The 18,720-nt window shown below is 67.5% G+C and carries 14 protein-coding genes; 4 read left to right on the top strand and 10 right to left on the bottom strand.

Annotation, left to right across the window (positions count from 1 at the left end; translation table 11 throughout):
- Positions 1 to 44: 44 nt before the first annotated feature.
- Genes SSP08S_RS26325 through SSP08S_RS26310 form a run of 3 tightly spaced genes read right to left on the bottom strand, consistent with a single transcriptional unit; the run spans position 45 to position 2,170 of the window.
- A complete protein-coding gene (locus SSP08S_RS26325) occupies positions 45 to 518 on the bottom strand; it encodes a hypothetical protein (protein ID WP_019070628.1) in 474 nt (157 codons plus the stop codon).
- Positions 515 to 1,246 (bottom strand): hypothetical protein, encoded by a 732-nt coding sequence (locus tag SSP08S_RS61870; protein ID WP_158697208.1) that lies wholly within the window; start codon positions 1,244 to 1,246, stop codon positions 515 to 517. The genes SSP08S_RS26325 and SSP08S_RS61870 overlap by 4 nt, the downstream gene beginning before the upstream one ends.
- Positions 1,247 to 1,252: 6 nt before the next feature.
- Entirely contained in the window at positions 1,253 to 2,170 is a 918-nt protein-coding gene (locus SSP08S_RS26310; RefSeq protein WP_019070625.1) for a hypothetical protein, read from the bottom strand.
- A gap of 192 nt (positions 2,171 to 2,362) precedes the next feature.
- Here SSP08S_RS26310 and SSP08S_RS55920 point away from each other — a divergent pair, with 192 nt between their 5' ends.
- Positions 2,363 to 5,395 (top strand): Tn3 family transposase, encoded by a 3,033-nt coding sequence (locus tag SSP08S_RS55920; RefSeq protein WP_019070624.1) that lies wholly within the window; start codon positions 2,363 to 2,365, stop codon positions 5,393 to 5,395.
- Positions 5,396 to 5,914: 519 nt separating this feature from the next.
- Here SSP08S_RS55920 and SSP08S_RS26300 read toward each other — a convergent pair.
- The 3 genes from SSP08S_RS26300 to SSP08S_RS26290 all read right to left on the bottom strand — a co-directional run bounded on the left by SSP08S_RS26300 (position 5,915) and on the right by SSP08S_RS26290 (position 7,940).
- Positions 5,915 to 6,301, bottom strand: a complete 387-nt coding sequence (locus SSP08S_RS26300; RefSeq protein WP_019070623.1) for a hypothetical protein — start codon at positions 6,299 to 6,301, stop codon at positions 5,915 to 5,917.
- A gap of 48 nt (positions 6,302 to 6,349) precedes the next feature.
- Entirely contained in the window at positions 6,350 to 7,132 is a 783-nt protein-coding gene (locus SSP08S_RS26295; protein WP_158697207.1) for a PIN domain-containing protein, read from the bottom strand.
- 217 nt (positions 7,133 to 7,349) lie between these two features.
- Positions 7,350 to 7,940, bottom strand: coding sequence for a hypothetical protein (locus SSP08S_RS26290; protein ID WP_019070621.1), 591 nt, complete (start codon positions 7,938 to 7,940; stop codon positions 7,350 to 7,352).
- 624 nt (positions 7,941 to 8,564) lie between these two features.
- Between SSP08S_RS26290 and SSP08S_RS26285 the strand changes: the two genes are divergently transcribed.
- The 3 genes from SSP08S_RS26285 to SSP08S_RS26275 all read left to right on the top strand — a co-directional run bounded on the left by SSP08S_RS26285 (position 8,565) and on the right by SSP08S_RS26275 (position 11,759).
- Positions 8,565 to 9,176, top strand: a complete 612-nt coding sequence (locus SSP08S_RS26285) for a GmrSD restriction endonuclease domain-containing protein (protein ID WP_019070620.1) — start codon at positions 8,565 to 8,567, stop codon at positions 9,174 to 9,176.
- Between the two features lie 35 nt (positions 9,177 to 9,211).
- Positions 9,212 to 9,466: a hypothetical protein gene (locus tag SSP08S_RS26280; RefSeq protein WP_369407099.1), complete on the top strand. Its 255-nt coding sequence runs from the start codon at positions 9,212 to 9,214 to the stop codon at positions 9,464 to 9,466.
- A gap of 511 nt (positions 9,467 to 9,977) precedes the next feature.
- Positions 9,978 to 11,759 carry a pentapeptide repeat-containing protein gene (locus SSP08S_RS26275; protein WP_019070618.1) on the top strand — a complete coding sequence of 594 codons (1,782 nt, stop codon included), beginning with the start codon at positions 9,978 to 9,980 and terminating at the stop codon, positions 11,757 to 11,759.
- A gap of 144 nt (positions 11,760 to 11,903) precedes the next feature.
- Here SSP08S_RS26275 and SSP08S_RS26270 read toward each other — a convergent pair whose 3' ends face one another.
- From SSP08S_RS26270 to imuA', 4 genes are all read right to left on the bottom strand, one after another.
- The gene (locus SSP08S_RS26270; RefSeq protein WP_019070617.1) at positions 11,904 to 12,698 is read right to left on the bottom strand and encodes a hypothetical protein; all 795 of its coding nucleotides are present in this window, start codon (positions 12,696 to 12,698) and stop codon (positions 11,904 to 11,906) included.
- Positions 12,699 to 12,806: 108 nt separating this feature from the next.
- Entirely contained in the window at positions 12,807 to 15,971 is a 3,165-nt protein-coding gene (locus tag SSP08S_RS26265; protein ID WP_019070616.1) for an error-prone DNA polymerase, read from the bottom strand.
- A complete protein-coding gene (locus SSP08S_RS26260) occupies positions 15,964 to 17,487 on the bottom strand; it encodes a DNA polymerase Y family protein (RefSeq protein ID WP_019070615.1) in 1,524 nt (507 codons plus the stop codon). The genes SSP08S_RS26265 and SSP08S_RS26260 overlap by 8 nt, the downstream gene beginning before the upstream one ends.
- A 5-nt stretch (positions 17,488 to 17,492) precedes the next feature.
- Entirely contained in the window at positions 17,493 to 18,182 is a 690-nt protein-coding gene (gene imuA', locus SSP08S_RS26255; RefSeq protein WP_500809282.1) for a DnaE2-dependent mutagenesis accessory factor ImuA', read from the bottom strand.
- Between the last annotated feature and the right edge of the window lie 538 nt (positions 18,183 to 18,720).

Below are 18,720 nucleotides of genomic sequence, written 5' to 3'. Positions count from 1 at the left end.
GGTGCGGTAGCGCGTTGCCTTCCGTCCATATGACGGCTCCCACGTCACCCGGGCACCACCGGGCGCGAGGCGAGCGGAATGTCGTAGCGCATCCAAGAGCGCATGGCAGCTGCGGTATGGAGCCTGCCGGAACCCAGAGCGCGGTATCCGTCGAAGTTCCAGCCCGTCACCTCCAGGAATGTGCCGCAGCCCGTGGTGATGTCCAGTTCCGTGTTGAGGAAGGCGGGCCGCTTGGCCGCCGCGAAGCCCTGCCAGGCGCGGTCCCAACGGAACAGTGTGCCGAACTCCGGGTCGCCCCACACCAGGAGGCGGTTGCGCGCGTGTGCGGCTCGGCCGTCGAGGATCCACAGGTCTGCGTGGGCCTCCCGGCCGGCGACTTCAACCGGGGGAAGCGGATGGGCCTGGATCTCTGCCCGCTTACCGCAGCGCAGCAGGCAGTCCGCTCTGCGGTTCCCGAGCGGGATCTCGGTGGCCACTCCCCAGGCTTTGACCTCTTTGTGCCACGTGGACTCGGTCACAGGGCGCCCGCGTACCGGAGGAGCTCGGCGTCTTCGTCGTCCAGGCCGAGGGCGTGGGCTCCGACCTCGGCGATGTAGTCGGCGAGGTTGAAGATGCCAGGGATGCTGTCGATGCCGACGACGAGCCGGTCGTAGCGCTTGAACAGGGCGAGGACGCGATTTCCGCGGGCCCTGTGTTCCTTGGCTCCCTGCGCGGATTCCTTGGCCGCACGCTCAAGCCGGTCGGCTTCCATGAAGTCGCGCTCGGCAAGAGGAGGCAGGACTTCCATGATGCGGTCGAGGTCTTCCAGCACGAGCTGCTGAGCCGTCTTCTCCGTCAGCTCGCCGCCCTCACCGATCAGGATCTTCGCCACGACCCTTTCGTCGTCGGATCCAAGACCATGCGAGCCGGGCACCGCACCTCTGTCAGTGCCTGATGCTCCGGTTCCGCAGCCCGGCCCCGGCACTGCGGTTCCTCCCTGCTCTGGTCCGGCCGGACCAGCCAGAGCGGCCATACGGAGTTCTTTGCAGACTTTGTTGAACGAGGTGGTGCACATCGATCTCACCGCGCGGTCGAACACCGGGCTGTATTCCGCGGAGAGCACGTTGATCTTCGACCGGACGGCGCCTTGCATTCGGGTGAGCTGCTCGGTTTCGCTCCCGCCCTGATGGATGCACCGGAGGGCCTCCCGGTCGAGGACGTCGCGTACGGCGTTGGGGTAGCGGCCTGCGGCATTGGGGATGGGCACGGGTTTCTACTTTCCGGTGAGGAGTCGGATCGTGCGGGGGCGCTTCTCCAGGACGCGGCCGGCCCACGAGACGACCGAGTCACGGATGGATTCGACGGACTGCCATACGTCGGGGTCGTCGACGTCTGCGAAATCATCGGGACCCAGCAGGAGGATTTCCCTGCACTTGTGGGCCAGGCCGAAGTAGCGGATGGTCCAGTCGGCTCGCGGATCGCGTTCGTCGTCGCCGATCAGCGCGTTGACCAGGTCTTCGTCCCGATCCGGCACGGGGCGCATCTGCTCACGCACGTACCGGGCGACCTCCTGGTCCTGGAGAACCTCACGCACGGTGGGCTCCCGCAGAATGGACATGACGGCTTGCGGGGTTTTGGTCAACTCGGCGACGACGGCCGCCCGCACCCCTGCGCGGCCGAGTTGGGCGACGATCTCGCCCGGCGTCTCCGTACCGAAGGACGCTCCGTCCGCCAGGCCCAGGGCCCGGCAGTACTCCCCGGCGTCCAGCACGGTCGGCCATCCCGCCCGCTCGGCGCCGGCGACCCTCCCGAGCAGCAGTCCGACACGGCGCCCGCGCTCGGCCGGGTCGGTTACGCAGGCTGTGACCACGCACTTCCACGGCACGTGGACGGAGGATGTGGCGAGACGTTCACGAAGTTCCGCGCCCGCCAGCGCCGTGACACGTTGGTATCGCTCAAGTGTGTCGGCCGCATAGCCGAGTTGGCGTGCCAGCGGTTCCAGGGCGCTGCTCACCGCCAGGCTGGACTGCTCGGCGATCTCGGCGCATACGTCACCGAGTCCGAAGCGCGCCGCAAGCTGCACGCGCGTCGCCTGGACGTCCTGTTCCGCGAATGCTCTCGCGCGTTTGAGCTGCTCGTCGGTGTAGCCGGGATCTGCGCTGCCGCCCGGCTCGATCCACACGTTCTCCATGGCCGAGGACGGTAGAAGCCCAAGCCGTCGGAAACGGCCGCGAGCCACTCGAACAGCCGCTCAAAACACGGGTCGACGACCAAGATCTCAAAAATGTGCCCTAAGGCCGATCACCCTCGAAGTCCGGTTTGACCCAGCCCAGTTGAGGCCCTGAATCTGCCGCGCATGACTATCCGATCGTCAGGAGAGGCAATGCTCGGCGCAGAAGAACGGCAGGAGGTGAGCGCGGGGTACCCGTCGTTCGTCCATGGGATTCGTGAGAGCGACTGGCCCCATCTCCGGCTCGGCGAGGAAGACATGCGGCTGATCCAGGGCAAGCGAGGCGAGCACAACCGGCTCGGCATGGGCGTGCAGCTGACGGTCCTGCGCTTCCTGGGCCGTTTCCAGACCGACATGGAGAGGATCCCCGAGGATCTGGTGCTCCGGGTGGGCGAGCAGCTCGGCATCTCCGATCCGCTGGCCAAGATCAGCGTGTACGGGGAGAACGGCGACACCGTCCGAAACCACGCACGAGAGATCAGGCAGGAACACGGCTGGACCTCCTTCGCGGAAGGCGAGACCCAGCTCGTCGCCTGGCTGGAAGAGCGGCTGAAGTACTCCACGGACGGCCCGAAGGCGATGACGCTCCAGGCCGTGGTCTGGCTCCGCGAGCAGCGCGTGCTGCTCCCCACACACTCGACACTGCGAGACGTGGTGACGCACTGCCGGGCTGAAGTCGAAGACGCGATGTTCAAGGCGCTCGTCTCCAAGATGAGCCTTCGACAGGTCGGCATCATCGACTGGTTGATGGAGGTGCCCGCCGACAAGCGCACCAGTCGTCTGGACAGCCTGCGCCGCGATGTCGGCGAGCCCTCCTGGGACAACTTCGCAAAGGCGCTGTCACGCGCGGATGAGATCCGCGCTCTCGGGTTCGTTGATGTGGATGTCTCGTCCATCCCCGACCGCAAGCTGGCGCAGCTGGCTGATCACGCCCTGACCGAGCGGGTACCGCGCCTGAGAGAGCAGACCGGCCGGCGGGCTGCGGTCCTTGCGGCCATCAAGCGCCTGGAGACGAGCGCTCTGGATGATGCCATCGACATGCTCGACAAGCTGATCACCGAGCGCTTCATCGCCAAGCCCAAGAGGTGGGCCGACAAGGCCCTCGTCGACGCCTACCCGAAATTCGCCCCGGACGGCACCCTGACCGCACAGGCACTGCTCGCCGTCCTGGAATCCGTGGCGGAGAGCGTCGACCACGACAGCGGTGAGATCACCGACCCCGTCACCGACACCAGCACCATCCGCGCCGTGCTGGAGACAATCGCCGAGCGGAACACTCTCGTGCTGGCGGCCAAGAACCTCCTGGAGTACATGCCGGCCCGGGACTCCGACACCCACGAGGCCCGTCGCGCCAAGGCACTGGAACGGTTCCAAGACGTACAGACGCTCGTACCCGTCCTCATCGACAGGGTCCGCTTCGGCGCAAGCCCCGCGGGCCGGACTGCGCTCGCCGCGCTCCACGCCTTGCCGCCTCTCCTTGATCGCGAGGACGTCCAACTCGACGACATCGACACCACGTTGGTGAAAGGCTCCTGGAAGCCCCTCGTGGAAGGTGACCCGGAACAGTCCGACGGCGCGGTGAACGTGCCGGCATACGCCCTGTGTGTGGTTGAGACCTTCCACCGGCATCTGTGTAAACGAGAAATCTTCGTTCAGGGCTGTGCACGCTGGGGGAATCTGCTCGCGCGGCTCCTGTCCGGCGAGGTCTGGGCACAGGAGAAGCCCAGCCTGCTCACCAGCCTGGATCTGCCCGAATTCCCCAGCACCTACCTCGACCGCGCCGCCAGCAGCTTGCACGCCGACCTCGCCGCAGTCGCCTCCCGGATGCCCGAGGGCGCTCAACTCACGCACAACAACGGCGACTTGGCCTTGCCGAAGGGGCGGCCACCGCGTGCATCGAGCCTGAGCCGGCAAGTGCAGAAGATGCTCCCCAGGGTGGAGCTGCCGCAAGTGGTGCTGGACGTGCTCAGCCGGACGGGCGCGATTGCCGCCTTCACCACTCGTAACGGCAACCCTTCCCCCTACCCGGAATTCGAACTGTCCGTAGCCGCCGTGATGGTCGGATACGGCTGCAACATCGGCCTCGAAGCCGTCGCGAACGACGAGAAGGACGCCCTCAAACTCGACCGGCTCACCAGCATCAGCCGTGAATACTTCCGCCCCGACGTGATCGAGGCATGCACCACCGCCATGCTCGGCGCGGAGACCGACGCACTCAACACCCTGCACTTGGACGGGGAACGCCTTGCCTCCGTGGACGGCCACAGCTTCGTCATCCCCACGCCACAAACCGGCCTGCACATCGCGCCCGAAGGCAACTCCGAGGTCACCTGGCTGACCATGTTGACCGAGCAGGCCATCCAGCTGTCCGGGCGCATGGTCAGCGGCCGGCCCAGCGCCGCGCTGGAGGCACTCAACACCCTTACGACGTACCGGGACCTGACCAGCGTCCGGGACAGCCGGCACCCCGAAGCCATCGTCGCCGAGGCCGGAACACACGAGGACCTCGTCTTCGGGCTTCTGACCCTCTCCGGCTACTCCTACCAGCCCACCTCGGACCAGACCAACGACCCCAGGCTCTGGCGCATCGACAAGTCAGCGGACTACGGACCTCTCCAAGGCGCAACGCGCCGACAGATCGACGTCTCCCAGATCGCCGCACACTGGGAAGACATCCTGCGAGTGATCGGCTCGATCCACCACGGTGCCGTCAGCGCACACGACGCGCTGCGGATCCTGACCCGCAACGGCCAGCCCACACACCTCGGATCAGCGATCGCCTCCGTAGGACGTATCGCCAAAACCCGCCACCTGCTCCGCCTCTACGACAACCCCGAGTACCGGAGCGGGATCGAAGCACAGAGCAGACTGCACAAGGAACGCTCCGACCTCGCCCGGCGTATCTGCCACGGCATCGACGGCCCCTTCCCCAACTACTACCCCGGTCTGGAAAACCGGCTCGGTGTCCTCGGCCTCGTCCTCAACACCGTGGCCCTCTTCAACACGGTCTACATCCAGAAGATCGTCGAGAAGATGCGCGCCCAGGGCAAGGACATCTCCCAGAGCGACCTCCGCCAGCTCTCTCGGATGATGTACAGCCACATCAACATGCGCGGCCGATTCCACTTCGAGCCGCCGACCGACACGATGTTCGAGATCGCCGACCTCGAACCGGATCCCTCCTGAACACCGCACGCCACCTTCAAAGGTGGAGCCGCCCCTGAGGACCGCTGAACCCGAGCAGCGAGCCCATCCCCCCTAACACCGAAGCCGGTGCCTCACACGAGGTACCGGCTTCGTCCGTGCCCGCCCATGTCCACGCTCCCCAGCCTGCGACGGCTAACTACCTCATGTCCCAACGCCACGTCAACTTTGAGGAGACCGAGGGAGGAGGAACGCCCAGGCCCTGTCCAACTCAATCGTCCAGACCTCCTGACCAGGGAAAACACCCCTTAACCCGTATTTTTGAGATCTTGGTCGTCAGCAGTCGGACGTCAGGGTAAAGAACATGCCGCACATGGCAGCGGTCCTAGGTTGCTCGCTTCACCACCATCGCCTCGTGGCCCGCCACCCTGTGCTCCGCCCACCTTGGCGACGACGGTCCGTTCGACGACTGGCCTACATCCGAACGAGCATCGGCCACGACGGCCACGAGCACACCGAGCAGCCGGGCTTCGCAGGCCACGGCGAGCGAGACCTGTCGGGCTAACACGCCCGGCGTGAGGTCTCGGCTTCCTCCAGGAGGCGGATGGCCCAGGACGGCGGGGCCGTCGCTGCGACGATCCCCTTCAGCAGCTCATCCAGCACCGCACGCAGGTACTGGCCTTCCTTGGACACGGTGAAGGCAGAGGAGCGCAGTAGCTGCGCGCACTGCGCCAGGGCCGGGGCGAGCCGCCCGCCGACCGGGGCGACCTCCGGGCCCGCGGCACGCAGGCCGTCCACGATCGCGTCGGCGGGCTTCGTACGCGGCGACGAGGTCAACACCACGGCCGCGCACACGCTCTCCGGAGTGCCCGGCGTCCAACTCCCGTCCGCTAGGGCGCCGACCATGGCCCGGAGCCGGTCCGTCGCGTCCGCGAAATTGGCCGTCATACGACGTAGCCTAGGCCGGGCGATCGGTCACGCCTCGACCGACTCGACCTAGTCAACGGCCTCGGGCACTTCGACCGTGTCGAGATCGAAGCCCAACGCCCTGATCTGCATGTTGTAGTCGTTGGTCGCCAGCACGAGCGGGGCCCGGAACGACTTAAGGAGCGCGGCCCGCTCGCAGATCTCCTCGTCATTGACAGGCAGCCGGCGGTGTCCGACAGGGTCGGGCAGCACGGCGATGGTGACGCCGTCGGCGAGCCGAGCCGCGTCACCGGGCTTGACACCGTGCAGCACGGCCCTGAGCTGACGGATGTTCGTCCGGATCGTCTCGCGATCCTTCTTGTCGCGCAGCGTGCGCTTGAGCTCGTCCAGTTCGGCCACCACGACCAGCGGAACGATGATGTGCGTCTTCTCGGCGCCGACGGCGGCCTTCCAGTCGATGCCCTGCACTTCGCCGCAGTGGATCAGGATGTTGCTGTCAGGTACGACGACGATCCCCTCCCCCGACTGCGCGAAGTCCCGGACGGACTCCAGCTGTTGGGCGGCCCGTTCAAGCCGCCACGCCTGGAAGTTGAGTTCCTGTTTGAACACCCCGGCTCCGTAGACATCGTCAGGGACGGAGTTTTGCAGGATGTGCCAGTAGCGATCCGTCAGCAAGCCCTCGGCGAGTCCGGTGTCCTCGAAGGAGTGGCGGCACAACGTCTCCAGCGAGTCGACCTGGCCGGCGTACCACTGAGCGCGGGTCGGCTGCCCATAGCCGTCCTTGAAGCGCTGCGCGAACTCGCGCAACAGCCTGATCACACCGGGCACGTCCGATCCGGGCTTCACTCGCATCCCCTCAGTCTGCCCCCTCCACGGCGAACGCGAGAACGAATATCGGCGTGCAGCCGCCCGCCTTGTGGGCGACAACCCGTGATTTCTGCTGAACATCCGACTCGGCTCCGGCAACACATGTGCAGTGGTGCTGAGACTCGCCGTTCAGCGCGTTCATTCGGGCGGCTGGCAATGACAGAGACGTGATCTCCAGAGGGCTGACGTGTGGTTGTGGTCCTTACACGGAGGCGCTGACCAGGTCGACTGTTCCTGTGGAGAATTCGAAGCAGATACCGCCGAAGATCGTGGTTGGGCGGTGCCCGGCTGAGCCGTGGTGGTAGGCAACGGCGGCACTACCGAGCCACTCGCGGGTCATGTTGAGGTGTTCGGCTTCGTCGTGCAGCAGCGTCCGAGCCCAGGCCGGAAGTGCTCCGTCGGAGGCGTTCAGGCTGCGGAGGAGAGCGTCGAGGGCTTCATGACGTTGGTCAGCAAGGTGGACTTGGCGGCGCACGAGCGCGTCAACGGCACGAGGTCCGCCTTCAGCTGCCGCCTCTCTCAGGTCGGCTTCCTGCAGGAGTCCATCGAAGAGGTCGGCGACCCGGTCGACATACGCTGCGACGATAGGGCGGTATTCGGGGGGAACGCTCTCGTACTTGCTGGAGTGCCATCCGGCATTGAAGTAGTCGGCGTGCCAGCCGACGGTGTCTGCCAGGGGGTGCAGGCGGATCTCCGCGTCTCCGATGCTGATGGTGTGAAGGTCGTCGCCCACCTCGCACCATGTGCCGTCAGGCCCGAAGCCTTCGGCGATGGAGAGTTTGATTTCGCCCATGTCGCTTCCGTGGCTTCGCACGAGTTCGTGTGAGGCAGTCAGGACTGGGCGCTGACGCACTGCGACGTTGAGGGCGGAGATGTCGATGACAGTACCGGGCATCAGGGTGTCCCATCGGTTCGTGGTGGGGTGCGACGGGGACAACGACCTACCTGAGGCCGGGGATGCGTCTCTTTGGAACCCGTTTCGCCCACCGCGCCGAGCCGCCGAAACAAGGCTCAACTTCTAGCGTCAGTAGCGGACTTGGTCAGCGGACTCCCTCCGGCTGCGGGCTGGAGTTATGGACTCTGTGGTGAGGCCGAGGGGGCTGGATAAGGCGTGGGCGACCGTGAGAGGCCACAAGTCACAAGGTGGATCGACGTCATCAGAGCTGGAAACTTGCGCTGATACCGCATCCTGAACTTCACGTCGGACGCCAGCCGGATCCGGAGAAACGATGCGGTGAGTCGAAAGCGCCCGAACGGAAGACACGTCAGCGCCGCCCTGGCCACGCCCTCACACGGGTGACAATCACAGAGGCATGGGCGGGGTGCCGCTACCTCTTGACGCATGATCATTTCCCGTAGGTGGTTGCGGGGCGCTGCGTCCTTCGTCGGCCTGTCCGCCGTTTTCGTATCTCCGACCATGTCGGCTTCGGCCGCCCCCGTCCACGCACTCCAGGTCTTGCCAGCGCAGTACCGGACGCTGCCCGAGCCGCCGTCGGCCGACATCGCCCGTGGCGAGTTGGGCGATCTGAACGTCGAGGCCCCCCACGCCATGGTGGGCTACAGCCGGGCCAAGTTCCCGCACTGGGCCGCGCAGTTCGGCGAGTGCGACACCCGTGAAGTGGTCCTTCAGCGCGACGGACAGGACGTTGTCCAGGACGACAAGTGCAGGGCCGTGCAGGGTACTTGGTACAGCGAGTACGACGGCAAAACACTCACCGCCGCAGGCCAGGCCGACATCGACCACATGGTGCCCCTGGCCGCCGCATGGCGGGGCGGGGCCGATCTCTGGGACACCCCCAAACGCAAGGCGTTCGCCAACGACCTCGTGCACTCGCAGCTCCTCGCCGTCTCCGCCGCGTCCAACCGGTCCAAGGGAGACCAGACGCCGGATCTGTGGAAACCCCCGCTGAGGTCCTACTGGTGCACCTACTCCCGGGCCTGGATCGACGTGAAGCACGTCTACGAGCTGAACATCACCGCACCGGAGAAGGCAGCGCTGAACGAGATGCTCGACACCTGCGACATCTGATGCACATCCCCGAACCCCCGGCGTACGAAGGCCAGGTGACCGCCGGCCCCGGCGGGGCGATGACCGATGACGTGGGCGCCATCACCGGCGACCTCACCGTCCGCACCGTCCGGCGTACCGACCACCTCGTTGCCGTTACTGTCCAGTACACCGGCGCCGACGAGTGGTACGCCCTTACTGGAAGTCCCGTCGCCGTACCCGACGGCGCTCTGGAGTCCTTCCACTCGGCTGTTCTCGCTGCGGTCGAACGCGGCGGAGGGGCCGTGGTCACTCCTCTGGGTTCCCCATGATCGCCACGCCCTGGCCGCTCGTCGAGCGGGCGGCCACGGCGTGCGGTCACCAACGTGGTTCGGCGTTCGGCTGTGGCCGGCCCCATCACCAAACGGCTGGCGCGGCTTCTCCCAATCGGTGAACAGCCGAACGACGCCCCTCACCAATTCTGTTGGCGTACCTTCGCAGTGGTCGTGAGCCAGGCGTCGGCCTGCGCGGCATCGCCCAGCGAATCCGCGAGACACAGTGAGCGGTGACGCACCACGGTGAACCGACGCGGGATGTCCCGGAAGAGCCGGTCACCGTTCGTCCGTGCGAACGACAACGAGAAAGACGTACGCGCACTTCGGACAAGTGACCCAGCCCCACCAAGTCGGGAGCGGCGGATTTCGATGGTCGGTTGTCCGATCACCACCAGCCACGCGCTCTGCCCAGTGCAGAACCTCCGCCGCACCCGAGGGGATCCGGATATGGTGCCGGGTCGAGGCGCCGTCCACGGCGCAAGTCAGCCTCCCCGATGCGGAGTACGGCGTGGCCACCACCACCTTTCTCAATCTGCCGGTGAACCCCGGCTACCCACTCTGCGACGTGGCAGGCAACGCCTGCCACGGTCGACAGCTACCCGGTTCCGGGAAGTGCCTGGCACACGCAAACACGTCGGAGAAGACGGCCTACTTCGCGAGCCTCAGCTCGGGCGCAGACATCGATCACCGCGGAACGCACATCAGCCGGGAGAACCTGTCAGCTCTCCGTGATGCCGTAAGCGACGGCGCGACAGGCCAGCCCACGATCGGCAAAGCCTCCTTTAATCAAGCCGTTTTCATCGACCCGGCCGACTTCTCTAACGTGATATTCACGGAAGGAGCCTCCTTCACCGACGCCGAATTCCCCAGAGGGTGCAACTTCACAGACGCTGCTTTCCTTCAGGCGGCCCGGTTCGGTGACACCAAGTTCACACACACGCAAGGTGATTCGGCTACTTTCCGGCGTGCAGTGTTCAGCGGTATAGCCGATTTCCGCGCGTCGAGATTCGCCGCGAATGCCGAGTTCGACAGCTCCTGGTTCGAACAGCTGGCGCTCTTCCAAAAGGCCGATTTCCAGACCGTGGGCCACTTCAGCCGGTGCGTCTTCAAGGGAGTCGCCGAGTTCATCAACACTACCTTCACGAAAGCGGTCTTCGCGGCATCCACTTTCGAGCGGGCCAGGGAGCTGGGCCCCATAGTCTGCATGGATGAACTGAACCTGGTGGAAGCCGAGTTCTACGTCTCCGTGACCATCAAGACGGCAGCCCACCGGGTGCGGTGCGAGCGCACCATCTGGAACTCGTCCGCCTCCCTGCTCCTTCGATACGCAACCGTGCATCTTGAAGGGACGAACCTGGTCAGCCCGTTCGCCGTCACACACGCACCGACTGCTTGGGGAGGCACCAATGCTGCGGAGAGCACCCTCATCACAGCTCATCCCATGGACAGCGCGTATCCAAAGATAGCCTCGCTGCGCGGAGTCGACGCCACGCACGTGGTACTGACCGACACCGACCTGACCTTGTGTCAGTTCACGGGCGCATTCCACCTGGACCAGCTGCAGCTGAGAGGCCGGACCCTGTTCGCCCAGCCTCCGAGGGGCTGGAGGTTTAGCCTTCGTCACGGGCTCCACCGGTGGAGCAGACGCCGTACGCTCGCAGAGGAGCAATACTGGCGCAGATTGAACTGGCCGGAATGGCAACCGCCCATACCCCCCTCCGCCGTTCAGGACCAACCCGGCACGGAAGACCTCACCGCGTTGTATCGGCAGCTGCGCAAGGGCCTGGAGGATGCCAAGGACGAGCCTGGCGCGGCGGACTTCTACTACGGCGAAATGGAAATGCGCCGTCACGACCATGTCGACACCAATCGCTGGGTACGCCGATTGCTCTGGCTCTATTGGGCGATCTCCGGATACGGGCTGCGCCCCTCCCGGGCGATCGCCTGTCTGCTGACCCTCGCGTCGGGAAGCCTCCTCGCCCTCGTCCTCTGGGGCCTGCCCGGCGAATCACCGAAGGCGAAGACGACGGGGACCTTGCCGACGGCCGGACAACAGCTGCTCCTGACCACCGACACACCTGACCCTCAACTGAGCCTGCCGTACGCCCAGCGCGTCACCTGGGACAGGGCCAGCAGGGCCGCTCCGATCGTCTTCAACTCAGTGGTCTTCCGCTCCTCTGGAGAGAGCCTCACCGTGGGAGGCACCTGGATCGAGATGACCACTCGGCTCGTGGAGCCCGCCTTCCTCGGTCTTGCCCTCCTGGCCATCCGGAGCCGCGTCAAACGATGACCGGCCCCGGCGCCCTTTGCATGCCGAGGTCAGTCAGCCGCCTCTGGTGTCGAGGCCGGGCCGGTAGCGGTCCGCCGACAACGCCCAGCAGCCTCCGCCGTCCCAGGGCCGGACGGTAATGGGGGGTACGGATCCATCCCGTAGTCAGCCCATCTCATTCGTCCTCAACGCCGCAGGCTTCTCGTCGGAACCAGCGTCGGCCTCGCGCCATGCCAAGCAGAGGTCCTGGAATTCCACGCGCAGGGCTGTCCGACAGTCGTCGGGCACCCCGGTGGCCGGGACAAGGAGGTAGATGTTCTCCCTGTAGAACGCGAAGCCAACTCGCCCCCATGCGGCGGCGATCCGGGCCATGACGCGGTCCCATTCGGCCTGGTCCGGCTTCCAGTCGTCGTCCGGCTCTGAAACTCCCGGGGAGCAGGCGACGGCTCGGCAGCCTGGCTCAAGGCGGTTGACGGCTTCCGCTGCGAGGACCGGGCCGAGACCAAATCCCCGCCACGGCTTGTCGAGGACCACACGGTCCATGACCAGCAGATCCGTACCCACGTATTCGAGTTGTCGACCGACCTCGTCAGTGAAGTAGCCGGTGGCCTCATCGAGCAGCACCTGGGCAACCTCGTACAGCTCCTGGGACTCCTCTTCCATGGCCAGCCAGGCATTCATGCCCTGGGTGAGGCGGATACGGAAAAACGTCATGCGGCCGACTTCCAGGCCGTGCTCCTCGTACGCGGAGCAGTCGGCACCGCAGACGACTTCAGGAGACTCCGTGCCGTTGAGGACGGGACAGCGGGACCGGTCGTGGACGTCGTGTCCGTGCCGGATGCTGATGTCCCATCGCTCTACGGTCTGGTCGTGCGGGCCATCGTGTAGTCCGTGAGCGTAGGTGTACTGAAGGTGCAGCTGGGAGGGGTCGGCCGGGAGCTGCTGGGCGGTCTTGGGCACGTCCCGAGCGTAGACAGTGGCGGTGCCGATCGTGGTGACCGCCCGGGTGCTCAGCCATCCCGTCTGTCGGCCTGACCGAGGGTTTCCGCGTATCGCCGGCTGCGCGGCTCACCGCCGACGCCGAGAACGGACGGTAGTGGGCACGGCTATGGGCTCGGCTTGGTGGACGATGACGTTGACCGCGCCGTACGACCGCTCCACGTGCCCGTCCAGGAGGACGGCGGGGGCTTCCAGCAGGGTGCGGTGGCAGCGTTCCCACACGGGTGGGGAGAAGACGAGGTTCACCATCGCGGTTTCGTCCTCCAGTGCCCCGAAGGCGACGCCGTTCGCGGTGGGCGGGCGCTGGAGGTATTTGGCGAGTCCGCCGAGCCGTACGCGGGTCTGGTCGGCGAGGCCGCGGACCACGGCGGCGGTCAGGGCGTCGCGGCGGTCGAGGTGGGGCCGGATGTGGTGGACCGGGTGGCTGGTGGCGCTGGCGCCGGTGGCGGCCAGGTCTGCGGCGGTCTCCTCGGCTGGGCTCATGGCCGGGAGGTCGGGGGCGGCGGCGAGGGTGCCCAGCCCGGGGAGGTAGGGCTGGTGGCTGCGGGGGAAGGCGCCTGCCGTCCACAGGACGGCGCGGCGGTGGCCGTCGAACGCGGCGAACGCGCCGGCGATGGCGAGCTGTTCCATCAGCCGGGCGGGCAGCCGGGTGCGGCGGGCGACGTCCTCCAGGCCGGCGAAGGGCTGTTCCGTACGGGCGGCGACGATGGTGTGGGCAATCGCATCGCTCAGGCCGGTGACGCTGGTCAGGCCGCGGCGGATGGCGAACTTCCGCTCCGGGCCGTCGGGTTCGAGGGTGGCGTGCACGTGGGAGGAGTGGATGTCGACGTCGCGCACGGTGATCTGGTGGCGTTGGGCGTCCTGGATGAGGGTCTGCACGTCGTAGAAGCCCATGGGCATGTTTGCCAGGATTCCGGCGGTCAGGGCGGCCGGATAGTGGTGCTTGATCCAGGCGCTGGCGTAGATGATGTGGGCCATCGACTGGGCATGGGACTCGGGGAAACCGTAGTCGCTGAACGCCTCGATCATGTGGATGATCTGCTCGGCCGCCGCGGGCGGGATGCCCTTGGCGGTCATACCGTCCGTGAGGCGTCCGCGCAGCTCGGCGACCCTTTCCGGGGCGTGTTTGGCGGCCATCGCCTTGCGCAGCCGGTCCGCGTCACCGGGTGTGAAATTGGCGCAGTCGATGGCCAGTTGCATGGCCTGCTCCTGATACAGGGCAACGCCGAGCGTCTTCTCCAGCGCACGGCGGGCAAGCGGGTGCGGGTAGGCGACGGGCTCCTCGCCGCGACGGCGGCGCAGATACGGGTGTTTCGAGCCGGCCTGGATGGGCCCGGGACGGATGATCGAGGCCGCGATGGCCAGGTCGTTGAAGTTCTCCGGCCGCAGCTGGGGCAGGGTGCTGATCTGCGCGCGGGACTCAACCTGGAACACCCCGACGGTGTCCGCGCGGGCGATCATGCGGTACACGTCCGGGTCGTCCGGCGGGATCGAGGCGAGGTCGAGGCGTACGCCGTAGTGTTCGGCGATCAGATCGCACGCGGTGTGCAGGGCACCAAGGGTCCCCAACCCCAACAGGTCAATCTTGATGAGGCCAGCGGCGGCCACATCGTCCTTGTCGCCCTGGAGAACGGAGCGGCCCTCCGCGGTGGCCCACTCCAGCGGCATCACCTCCCCCAGCGGCTGCCGGGTCAGCACCATCCCGCCCACGTGAATGCCCATGTGCCGTGGCAGCGTATGGAGTTGGGCGGCAAGGCCGCGTACCTCAGCCGGCAGGTCAGTGTCGGGGCCGGGCGGGGTGTGGTGGATGTGCCGGGTCATCTCCCGGATCTGGGCGGCCGGGTAGCCCAGGACGCGGGCCGCGTCATGCACCGAGAGGCGCGGCTGATAGCTGATCACGTTGGCGACCTGCGCGGCGTGATCGCGCCCGTAGCGCCGGTAAACGTACTGGATGACCTCCTCGCGGCGGCCGGCTTCAAAGTCGATGTCGATATCCGGCGGGCCTGCTTTCTCGACGCTGAGGAACCTTTCGAACAACAGGCCATTCTTCAGGGCGTCGACGGCGGTGATGCCCAGGACGTAGCAGACCACGCTGCTGGCGGCGGAGCCGCGGCCCTGGCACCAGATGTCCTGTCCGACGGCGAACTGCACGATGTCGTGCACGATCAGCACGTAGCCGGCCATGCCGAGCGTGCTGATCACGTCGAGTTCGTGGTCGAGCTGTTTCCACGCCGCGCGCGTTTCCGGGTCGGTCTCGTCGCGGTCGCCGTACCGGGCGTCGCAGGCCCGTTCGGCGAGGTAGCGCAGCCACGTGTCCTCGGTGAACCCGGCCGGGGTGGGGAAGCCGGGGAGCTGGGGCCGCAGGGCGCCGAGGTCGATGACGCTGGTGCGGCCGAGGTCGAGGGTGGTCTCCAGCACGCCGGGGTAGCGGGCCATCCGCTGTCGCATTTCCTCGTACGAGCGCAGGTGCGCGGTAGGGGCCGGCATGAGGTGGCCGGCCGCCTTATCGAGGGTTTCGCGGCGGCGCAGTGCGGCGAGCGTCTGGGCGAGCCGGGCCTGATGGGGTGTGGCGTAGTGGACGGCGCCGGTCGCCACGATGGGCAGGCCCAGGCGGCGGGCGGCGACGACGGTGACGTCGTTGGCCACGGAGTCGCCGGGAAGATGGTGATCGAAGAGTTCGGCGTACACGTTGCCGGCGCCGAAGACCTCGGTGAGACGGCTCAAACGGTGGGCGGTGGTGGTGACGTCTCGCCGTTCCGTGCCGGGGGCGGGGCAGCCGGGCAGGACTGCCCAGTGTCCGCTGCCGGCGGCCGTGGACAACAAGTTCAGGTCGTAGACGGGGGCGTTCTTGGCGCCGGCCAGTTGGGCGGCGCTGATCGCCGCCGACAGCAACCGGAAGCCCTCCACACTGCGGGCGAGCACCACGGGCGTGCCCAACTCCGCTTCGCCGAGGGTGAGCTCGGCGCCGTATATGGTACCGATCCCGGCCGGGGTCGCGGCCTCAGCCAGACGCCGCGCGGCGTACAGGCCGTCCCGGTCGGTGACCGCCAGCGCCGTGATGCCCAAGCGCCCGGCCTCGGCGACGAGTTCGTCCGACTGAGCAGCACCCTGTAGGAAGGAGAAGGCACTGTGGGCGTGGAGTTCGACCCAGCCCGGCTCCCCGCCACTCGACCGTCGAGCGGCCGTGGAGCGGGTGGTGGGCAGGTGCAGGACGGTGGCGTCGTTCTCACCCATAGTGGGCCTCGGCCCACCAGCGGCCGTGTTCGATCGTGAGCAGCCAGGCGTGGCCGTCGGCGGTCGTGATCTGCATGCGGGCGATCCGACGACCATGGCCGCGGTCCCACCACCGTTCCAGGACCGGCCAGGGGCCGCTCCACCCGTCCACCACGGCCTCGCCGTGGCCCTCGACCGTGAGCCGGTCGGGTGTGGCAGACAGGGCCAGGCGTCCGGAGACGGTCACCTGCTGAGCGCGGGGGTCGGTGAGCTGAGCTGGCACCCACTGTGGAAACACGGTGGCCGGGTGCGGGGCGGGCAGCCGCCCCGGCCAGGGCCCGTCGGGCAGGCGCGCTCCGGTGTCGAGGTCGCCGAACGGGACGAGGCGGACCTGGTCCGCCGGGCCCCGGCCACCGCCCAACTCGGCGCGCACCACTGCCTGGTGGCCGAGCATCGCCTGCATCCGGGCAGCCGCGCGCTCGATCTCGTCCGAGGTGCGCCCCTCGCCGAACAGGGCACTCTGGCGACCGGTGGCCGCCGTCAGCTGCTCCGGGCGCAGCACCAACTGGACGATGCCCGCTTCGCCGCCGGCGTCGAGGAGGCCGGCGTCGGACCACGCTTGCAGGACACCGCGCACCCGCTCGGCCACCGCCAGGGACGACAACCGTCCCTCGTGGCGGAAGGTCCTCGACAGGCTCCGGCCGCCGACCAGCTCCACGACGGTCTCCAGCCGGGCGCACACCACCCCGGCCGCGGTCAGGTGCTCGTGGAGCTGCTCGGCGCACGCCTTCGCGGCGAACACGACGGGGTCCAGGAGGTGCACGGCCGGCTCGAAGACGTACGACACGGCGTGCTCGCCGGAATCCGTCCGGACGGCGAGAGGGCGCTCGAGCTGTCCGCGGGCAGTGCGGTGGGCGGCGATGCCCTCGACACCGAACCGGGCCAGCACCCTGTTCTCGGGCAGCGCCGCGAACGCGCCGACCGTTCGGACACCCAAACGCTCCAGCAACTCAGCCAGCCGAGGCAGGCCCAGGACACCCACCGGGTAGGGAGCCAGCCAAGCCGCGTCGCCACCCGCAGGGACGAGGTGTCCGGTACGGGCGGCGAGCGCCGCCGTGAAGACCGAGTCGGCGATGCCCGCCCGGGCCGGAAGATCCACCTCGTCCAGGGCTGCGGCAAGGCGTTCGACCAGGTGCGACTCACCGCCCCAGTAGCGGGACGGACCACGGGCGGGCGCGGCGATCAACCCGGGCCTGATCACCTCCAGGCGCGGCATGACCGTGTCCTCGATGTGCCGTACGGCGGGCTCGAAGACACGGAACTCGGCGGCGATATCCCGCTCGACCACACGCAGCTGCGGGCAACGGGACTGCGCCACGCGCACCCGCATCCGGCGCCGCACGCCCGCCATGCGCGCGGACCCCGAACAGGCCACCACCTCGTCGCGATGGACAACGGCGATCGGCCCAGCGTCCAGGGCTCCGGCGGCGATGACCGGATAGTCGGGGATCCAGCCGACGATGATCCTGCTGCCCATCGCGGTCACCCCACCACGCGCAGTACCGGCCGCCCCCCGAGTTGGACATCGGACACGGTCTCGGGACCGTCCGGTACGGCAGCACCAGTTGGCAAGGGAGCGACTCTGCCGTCGGGGCCGGGCAGCCACATGTCCGCGTATCGCGGAACCGCAGACGCGCCGCGCCCAACAGCCGCTACCCGTACCCGCCGCCCGCGCAACAGGCCATGCCCCTCGCTGACCCCCTCCCACGCCGCGGACACCACGTTCATCCGGACCTCGGCGCCATCCCACGACCCGGCGGCCAACAACACCGACCCGCTGCGCCGCAGCACGGCAGCCAGCCGACGGGCGATCTGGCCGGGCACCGTACCGAGCTGTCCCACCAGGACGACCGGGACCACCTCGGCCAAGGTGGCCACCACCTGCGCCCACTGACGTCCGGGCTCGTCGACCCACAGACCGCTCGCCAGATCCAGCCCGACGGACTTGGCCGCGAGTGCACCCATCTGCGGCAGGCCGACTGCCGCCCAACCGGCCGTGCCGACGGACGCCTCGGCGGCGAGTGCCAGAAGCAGGGGCATGTCACCGCCCGCGCTCACCGCGGTTCCGGGACGGATACGCCCCTCAGGCAGCAAACCGCCGATCGACGCCCCGTACACCACCTCGGCAACACGCTCATCTGCCCGCTCGCTCGCCACCGGTCTTGCACTCATGACTCGATATTCGGTCATCAGTTCGAATGATTCAAGTCGCGGCTGCCACGCTGTTGTGACTGTCACCGGTAGTTGACCCGTTGCAGTGAACGTTGAGCGATTCTCACCGAAGGTTGAGTGCCGGATTGCGCAGTGTCGAAGCGGTGCCAGCCGGTGAGGTTCTGCCCGCCGTTTCAGCACTGCTGGTGGTGGCGTTGACAGGTGCGCAACTACTGCATATGGAACAACGACATCAAGCAGGGCATCCTGGGCCTACCGGCCTTACCCGATCGTGCCACTCGTGCTGTCGGTCCGGCTGGGGAGGGGGAACAATATGGACGCCGACGACCATAGGGGCCCCAGTCACAGGGCCGCCACTTCGCTTAAGCACTTCGACCAGTTGGCTCGCGGGGTGCTGAGGGCCGCCCGCAGCGCGGCCCGGGAGTTGCGGCGGGACCCGCCAGACCCGGATCGGCGGACCGGGGCTCTCAGCGTCCTGGCCGGACAGACACAGGCGATGTTGGGCCATGACCGGCCAGCCCACCCACCGGTCGGGGCC

The sequence above is a fragment of the Streptomyces hokutonensis genome (assembly GCF_000376565.1).
Classification (GTDB): Bacteria; Actinomycetota; Actinomycetes; order Streptomycetales; family Streptomycetaceae; genus Streptomyces; species Streptomyces hokutonensis.
This window is presented reverse-complemented; position numbering and strand designations above follow the sequence as displayed.